Genomic DNA, 7,694 nt, shown 5'->3' with positions numbered 1-7,694 from the left:
TGTTGATGACAATAAAATCGGGAATGTGATATCCGGAGTACGGATTTATGCGTTATACGAGCTTGAAGAAGTTATTAAAACATTCAGGATTGATATGATAATACTTACGGTACCTAGTGTGATCGCAACAGGGGTGCTTGAGAAATTGAAAGATACCGGGGTAAAAGGTATTCTGAACTTCGCGCCTATAAGGCTAAGAGATATCGGGGATATTGTTGTTAATAATATTGACCTTAGCATAGAACTTGAACGGTTATCATTTGGGTTGAAGAAGTAGTTGACTTTGGATGCTAATAGTTATAAAATAAGAGTTTATCAATGTTATATTTACTTATTTGAGGATATTAAATGTTAAAAAAAGTGTTGAGTTCGTTTGTACTTTGTGTTTTTGTATTCTCGGTGTTTCCTGTGAATGTCAATGCGGCGGAGGGCGGTGTCGTGGTTGATAAGGAACGCGTTTCTCTTGCAGTGTTGAATTTTAAGAATGATAGCCCTAATAAAAATTGGGAGTATATGGGGAAAGCCATACCTGAGATTATCTCCACACAGTTGGCAAAACAAAGAAATCTTAGGGTAGTTGAGCGTTCACAACTTGATAAAGCGTTGGTTGAGATGAATTTAGGTGCTACCGGAGTAATTGATACCAATACCGCGCAGCAGGTTGGGAAAATGATTGGCGCAAAAGCTATTGTCATCGGGAGTATAACGCAGTTAGGGAAAACTATTAGTATCAGTTCACGGTTAATCGATGTGGCAACGGGTGAAGCTATAACCGGGGCAAGTGTTAAATGCGAGAATGAGTCTGAACTTGGGAATATGGTGGAAGAGCTTGCTATGCAAATCGTAAGAGCTGCATTGAAGCCGGATGAAATAGATAAAGATGTTGCTATACAGAATGCGAGTATCGCAACGCCACAGGGAGCGCAACAACAGCAAAATTCATCGTCAAATGCTTCTTTAAAGACGGCTGCATGGACATTGATCGGTGTTGGCGGTTTAGTTGCGGGGGGAAGTTTATTATACTCCGGCAGGCAGCGTGATGCACAGAAGGATTATGATGCAGCAGTAACACCGGAGAATACTGAAAAGTTTAAAAAGGAAACACAGGATGCTTATCAAATGTCTGTCTTAACCGCCGTGGTTTCCGCGGTATTCATTGCAACGGGTGGTATCATCCTTGCGGTAGTGCCTTCAGGAAGTGTGGGTGGTAGGCTTGGTAATAATATTGGTAACGGGACACTGGCATTACAATCATTTTCTTCGTCAAGTGATGCCAATGGGTTGATGATGGTATACAGGTTTTAAGAAAGATTATGTATAAACAAAATATGATTGGTACGCTAAGAAACGTTGTTTTCACGGTATTGGCAGTAATGCTTATAGGCGGATGCGCGGGACAGCCACAGTTTAAGAATCCTGTTGACCCGCTTAACTGGCCTAATCAGAAGCCGGTAGGATTGAATGCATCAAATATATCAGCAGGTGTTACTGATCGGGATATAACATTGCGTTGGACTGCGATGACAGGTGCAGTCAGGTATAGAGTTTACGCAGCTGGTGTGGCAACCGGATTGATAAGAGTGTTAGAAGTAGCTAATAATGTTGTACAGGTAGTTGACCGGCCGCTGACCAAGCAATTTTTCGCGGTTACCGCGATTAATAGCCGTGGTGATGAAACAGATAAAAGCGAGATTTTGATAGTTAATTAAAAAAATTTGAGTTTAATAAAGGTTGTTAGGTATGTTAAAAGACAAGTTGCATGAGAGTTTGCCAAGCAGCAATAGTACAAGTTTTTGTAAGGATAATGTAAAAGAAAATAGGAAAGATGCTGCTCCACAAAGTGTTACCCAGTCGTTGCCCAGCGAGTATGGCGAAACGTTGATGGTGGTGATGGCACGGGATCCGTTCTGGATGTTCTCGTATTGGGAAATCGCAAACGATAAACGTGATGAGTTCAAAAAACGTTTTGGTGATAATGTGTGGTTCAATAGCCAGTTAACCCTGCGGGTGTATGATATTACAGATGTTGAGTTTAACGGTTCTAACGCACATAGTTCTTTTGATGTTCCTATAAATAATCATACGGATAATTGGTATATCAATGTAAATCAGGCAAACCGTGATTATATTCTGGAACTCGGGATTAAAATACATGACGGTACGTTTGTGCCGATCGTAAGGTCAAACATGGTTATGATGCCGCGATACGGTGTATCGCCTTATACCGACGAGCAATGGGGTGTTTTGGAGATTGAGTTTGAACGTATACTCAAACTTTCGGGGATTGACCGTATCGGTAAGAGTTCAGAGGTTGCCCGCGGGTTGATTGAAAGATGGAAGTATTTGATGGATGTAAACAATAAATCCTTGTCTTCCATAGGAATCAGTAGTTGGTCACGGAGGGAGAAGTTAGAGGACCAGTTGCCTCAGGGGCCGGTGACAGATTTTTGGTTGATTGCGGATACAGAACTGGTTGTTCACGGGAAAACTGAACCAGATGCGGAAGTAACTGTCGCTGGGATTAATGTAAAACTTAATCCCGATGGTACGTTCTCCGCCAGGATAAGCCTTACTGAAGGACAGCATGAAGTGCCTGTAGTGGCTCATTCGCCTCATAAAAGAATGACACGGCAGGTGGTGTTTAAAGTTGACAGAAAGACAGTGAAATAGATGTATCCAAAAGGTAAGGAAAAAGGATATTGGTGTCTCGTCCTGCATGCACATTTGCCGTTTGTACGGCATCCGGAATATGAAGATTTTCTTGAGGAAGATTGGTTGTACGAAGCGATTACCGAAACATACCTGCCATTTGTAGATATCTTCGACCGTTTACTGGAAGAAAATATTGATTATCGGGTTACATTATCAATTTCGCCGCCGTTGATGAATATGTTGACTGACGAACTTCTTATGTCAAGGTATTTAAAGAAACTTGATAAACTTGTTGAACTTACGGAAAAAGAGTTGGTACGGACAAAGTTTTTGCCTGAATTCCAGGATACGGTTAAGATGTACCACGAAAATCTTCAGCGTTACCGCTCTATTTTTCGTGATAAGTATGGATGTAATATTTTAACAGCGTTTAAAAAATTTCAGGATGCCGGGAAAATTGAGGTGATAACCTGTTGCGCAACACACGGGTTTTTGCCGCTGGCAACACAGAAACAGTCAGTAAAAGCACAGGTATTTTTTGCGTGTGATACCTATGAACGCCATTTTGGGCGCCGTCCCCGCGGGATGTGGTTATCTGAATGCGCGTATGTTCCCGGGGTTGATGAAGTGCTGGTAAGCGAAGGCATACGGTTTTTCTTTTTGGAAGCCCATGGGGTGTTGTATGCCACGCCGCGTCCGAAGTATGGCGTGTTCGCACCAGTATTTACGCCATCCGGGGCGGCGGTATTTGCGCGGGATATTGAGTCCGCTCAGCAGGTGTGGTCCGCAGAGATTGGCTATCCCGGTGATGTGGACTACCGCGAATTTTATCGTGATGTAGGGTATGACCTTGAGTATGATTATATAAAGTCGTATCTCCATAACGATGGGGTGAGAAGAAATGTTGGGTTGAAGTATTTTAGGGTATCCGGTAAAGTGCCGTTATCAAAAAAGGAGCCGTATAATCCAGCTTGGGCACGTGAGAAAGCTGCTTCGCATGCCGGGAATTTTATGTTTAACCGCGAGAAACAAATTGAGCATTTAGCTTCTATAATGGACCGCAAACCAATAGTGGTTTCGCCGTATGACGCAGAACTTTATGGGCATTGGTGGTTTGAAGGCCCGATGTTCCTGGAATACTTATTCCGTAAAATGTATCATGACCAAGGAAATGTCCTCCCGGTTACGCCGATTGAGTATCTAAAAGATAATCCTGCAAACCAGATTGTGCAGCCCGCAGCGTCGTCTTGGGGGGATAAAGGGTATTTTGAGGTATGGCTTAATGGTACGAATGACTGGATTTACAGGCATCTTCACGCTGCACAGAGAAGGATGGTGGAGGTAGCGGAACTGTTCAATGATACTACGGAACATCTGCAGGTAAGGGTGTTAAATCAAATGGTTCGCGAGTTATTATTGGCGGAATCAAGCGATTGGCCGTTCATTATGGCAACCGGGACAATGGTGGAGTATGCTAATAAGCGTATCACCGATCATCTTGTTAGGTTTAATGAACTGTATTATAATTTGAAGAATGATCGTATTAATACTAAATTCCTGGAAGACCTTGAATGGAAAGATAATATTTTCCCGAATGCGGACTACAAAAAGTATACCCGGAAAAAGGTTTAGATAAATAAATATGCCTAATATTGGGATTGGCGAGCTTGTTGTCATACTTGTGATCGTGTTGCTGGTCTTCGGAGCGAAGAAGTTGCCTGAGATTGGACGCGCGATCGGGCAGGCAGTTAAGTCGTTCAAGGATGGGATGAAAAATAGTAGTGACGGGGATGATGAGAGTAAGAACGGGAAAATATAACCTGTTGTGAATGATGATCTTGTCGGGCATCTTGAAGAGTTACGCGGACGGTTGATAGTTTCACTCATTTTTTTTATTCTGGTAATAGTGGTAGCATATCTCAACATTGATATCATACTGAAACACCTGTTGTCATTATTCAATACTAATCTAATATTTATTTATCCTGCGGAAGCGTTTGTTGTACGTCTGAAAATCGCGTGTTATGTAGGAGCAGGAGTTGCGATGCCTGTGTGGATTTATCAAATCTGGAAATTTGTTACTCCCGCGCTTTACAAAAATGAAAGAAAAATGTTGTTAATCCTCCCGTGGTCATACTTGCTGTTTGTCTTAGGCGTATTTCTGGGAATAAGATATGTGTTGCCGAAAGGGTTGAGCGTGCTGCTTTCTCTGGGCGGGCAGTATATGACACCGTATATTTCTGCAGATGCATATGTATCATTTGCATTTTTTGTTTTATTATCTTTTGGGGTTATGTTTCAGATACCGTTGGTTGTGTTCATGCTTCTAATATCAGGTGTTGTAAAAACTGTTCAGCTGGGGTATGCAAGGCCGTATGTTATCGTAGGAATATTTGTGGTATCAGCATTCCTTACCCCGGGGCCGGATGTGTTCTCCCAGTTAATACTTGGCACACTGGCATATTTGTTGTTTGAACTAAGTATTTTTATATGCAGGTTTGTTATAAAAAAACAGTAGTACTGTATTACGTGTTTTATATAATAAATAGGTAATAGAAGAAGAGTCGAGGATTAATATTAAGGAGGGAGTAGATGAAGATGGAATTGTTTTCTTGCGGTACTGTTGTAGGTTTGTTATTAGTTTTGTTGGGTATATCGATTGTACTAAAAGCGTTTGGTATAAATTTTCCTGTAATGAGAATCGTACTTGCGCTGATACTTATTTATTTTGGTATACGGTTACTTATTGGATGGGACTGGAATTGCTGCAGAAGAGGTAATAGTACAGTGTTTGGTGAAACAAATGTTGTGGTGAACGATACGAATATTAGTAAAGAATACAGTGTAGTGTTTGGCCAGGGTAAGTTTGATCTCTCAACTCTTACAGTGACTGATAAGAATAGGGAGCTTGAAATCGCAACAGTGTTCGGGCAGGGGACTATAATACTTAATCCCGCAGTACCGGCAGTGGTAAAAATAGATTCTGCGTTTGGGTCAGGGAGAGCGCCGGATGGTAATATTATCTCATTCGGGAGTTATACTTATAAATCAAAAGCCTATAAGGAAAACGCGCCGGCGTTAGAGATTGATGCGAACGTGGTATTCGGTGAACTCGTAGTTAAAAACGCGGAGTAAACAATTATTTTTATGATGAAAAAAAGTGATTATATTAGGTGTACGTTAATTACCGCATATTTCTTTCTCTCTTTAGGCGGGTTGTTGCTGCATATGAGAATTCATCCGGTTTCTAAGGATATAGAAAACTTTATACCGGCAATCTGTGGAGTACTATCGACGGTTGTATTACCATTAATGTTTTGGTACGTAAAAACTGTGCCATACGCGTATATTATCAACGGAATGACAGTTATTATAGGTATTATCACGATGGCGCATTTTTCGGCCGTACGGTTTGTTCCGCCGATAGGGTTGTATGATATATTGGTAGGATCGACATTAGCGGATATTGTTATTCTGCTTGGTAAGTTTGCTGTTGGTAAAGCAGTATATGACCTTACATTATCAGCTTCGAGTATGGACCAGCCAAGGAAGGTTAATACGCTGAGGTTTCTTAATATGGGTTGGTGGGTGATACACCTTGCGCTAATGTCACTGGCATATGTTTTAGGTAGAATATTGTGGAAATAGGGGGCGTATTTATAATGAAATATTTTATGTTATTCAAACCCGGGTGGTGGGTATTGCACATACTGGCAATCATATTTATGTTCTGTCTAGGGCACTATGTAGAGTTTTAGTTGTACTGTATTTTTGTGGTTCAGTAGTATACCGCAGGAGGTGATAATATATGAAGTTCGCGAAAACGTCATTGTTAAACCTTGCAAAACTGTCGGATGGCGTTAAATCGTGCCGTATATCGTCGTATGACCATACCGGCGGGAATTCCGACCGCTGGGTGATACCCGCAGGCAAAACTTTAACTATCGCTGAGATCAGCGGGGCAGGGTGTATACGGCATATATGGATGACCACCAGTGATACTGATAATAATCTGCGGAAACTGGCGTTAAGAATGTACTGGGATGAAGAAAGTTCGCCGTCAGTACAATGCCCGTTAGGTGATTTTTTTGGGTTAGGTCACGCAAAAGCTGTATATTTTCAGTCATTACCAATTCAGTCGTCATATCTCGGGATGAACGCGTGGTTTGCTATGCCGTTTGAAAAAAAGGCGGTTATCACAGTTACCAACGATGGGGATAAGGATACAATCCTATACTTTTATATCGACTACCACCAGTGGGATAAACCTAAAGACGGGTATGGGAGGTTCCACGCGAACTGGCAACGCAGGCTTTTACTGCAAGCCGATGCGCCGTCAGGGCCAAATGCTTCAGGGGTTGTGCAAATACTGAATAATACCGGGAAAAATAATTTTATTATTCTCGACGCTAAGGGTAAAGGGCAGTATGTTGGGTGTTTTGTTAATATTGATACCAACACACCAGGGTGGTGGGGTGAAGGAGATGATATGATCTTTATTGATGGTGAACCCTGGCCTCCGCGCCTGCACGGTACTGGGATGGAAGATTATTTCTGTGGTGCGTGGAACTATAACAAACTTGAACAACCATATAGCACGCCGTATTATGGGTATCATTTTAAGGGCAATTCTGATTACACAGGGAAGCATTCACAGTATAGGTTTCATATAGAAGATCCTGTATATTTTGAGAAATCAATAAGAGTTACTGTTGAACACGGTCATGCGAATGATCGTGTAGGGGACTGGAGCAGTACAGCGTTTTGGTACCAAACCGGGCGTACGGAACCGTTGCCGGAGATCGGTAACGCTACGGATCGGTTACCCTATGGATTTGGTAGTTTGGAACGCTGGCCAGGGAAAGATAGAAAGGACTTGCCATGATTTGGTCGTATCTAATACACCTTAGTTTTAACATGTGGACGGATTGGAAAAATCCGGAATACCCGAAGGGGTATCCTTTTGGGTCAAAGTTGAGGATGCAGTGTGACCAGCCTGTGTGGGATGCTACCCTGAAAAAATTGGCGAAAGCCGGATGTAA

General features: G+C 42.1%; 10 protein-coding genes. All 10 read left to right on the top strand.

The window, feature by feature from the left end:
* The coding region (locus WC955_12705) for a redox-sensing transcriptional repressor Rex (protein ID MFA5859914.1) at nt 1–277 on the top strand (277 nt) is incomplete at its 5' end.
* A 71-nt stretch (nt 278–348) separates the two neighbouring features.
* A complete protein-coding gene (locus tag WC955_12700; protein MFA5859913.1) occupies nt 349–1,305 on the top strand; it encodes a FlgO family outer membrane protein in 957 nt (318 codons plus the stop codon).
* A gap of 8 nt (nt 1,306–1,313) precedes the next feature.
* On the top strand, nt 1,314–1,709 hold the full coding sequence (locus tag WC955_12695; protein MFA5859912.1) for a hypothetical protein: 396 nt from the start codon (nt 1,314–1,316) through the stop codon (nt 1,707–1,709).
* 31 nt (nt 1,710–1,740) lie between these two features.
* On the top strand, nt 1,741–2,670 hold the full coding sequence (locus WC955_12690) for a DUF4912 domain-containing protein (protein MFA5859911.1): 930 nt from the start codon (nt 1,741–1,743) through the stop codon (nt 2,668–2,670).
* A complete protein-coding gene (locus tag WC955_12685) occupies nt 2,671–4,284 on the top strand; it encodes a 1,4-alpha-glucan branching protein domain-containing protein (GenBank protein ID MFA5859910.1) in 1,614 nt (537 codons plus the stop codon).
* A gap of 10 nt (nt 4,285–4,294) precedes the next feature.
* Complete coding sequence (tatA, locus tag WC955_12680) at nt 4,295–4,471, top strand: twin-arginine translocase TatA/TatE family subunit (protein MFA5859909.1); 177 nt, start codon at nt 4,295–4,297, stop codon at nt 4,469–4,471.
* A gap of 6 nt (nt 4,472–4,477) precedes the next feature.
* Nucleotides 4,478–5,170 (top strand): twin-arginine translocase subunit TatC, encoded by a 693-nt coding sequence (gene tatC / locus WC955_12675; protein ID MFA5859908.1) that lies wholly within the window; start codon nt 4,478–4,480, stop codon nt 5,168–5,170.
* A gap of 74 nt (nt 5,171–5,244) precedes the next feature.
* Nucleotides 5,245–5,787 (top strand): LiaF domain-containing protein, encoded by a 543-nt coding sequence (locus WC955_12670; GenBank protein MFA5859907.1) that lies wholly within the window; start codon nt 5,245–5,247, stop codon nt 5,785–5,787.
* Nucleotides 5,788–5,799: 12 nt separating this feature from the next.
* Nucleotides 5,800–6,300 (top strand): hypothetical protein, encoded by a 501-nt coding sequence (locus WC955_12665; GenBank protein MFA5859906.1) that lies wholly within the window; start codon nt 5,800–5,802, stop codon nt 6,298–6,300.
* 160 nt (nt 6,301–6,460) lie between these two features.
* Complete coding sequence (locus tag WC955_12660; GenBank protein MFA5859905.1) at nt 6,461–7,537, top strand: glycoside hydrolase family 172 protein; 1,077 nt, start codon at nt 6,461–6,463, stop codon at nt 7,535–7,537.
* Nucleotides 7,538–7,694 lie beyond the last annotated feature (157 nt).

The sequence above is a fragment of the Elusimicrobiota bacterium genome (assembly GCA_041658405.1).
In the GTDB taxonomy this organism is placed as follows: Bacteria; Elusimicrobiota; UBA5214; order JBBAAG01; family JBBAAG01; genus JBBAAG01.
The sequence above is the reverse complement of the archived record's forward strand: the minus strand, read 5'-3'. Positions and strand labels throughout refer to the sequence as shown.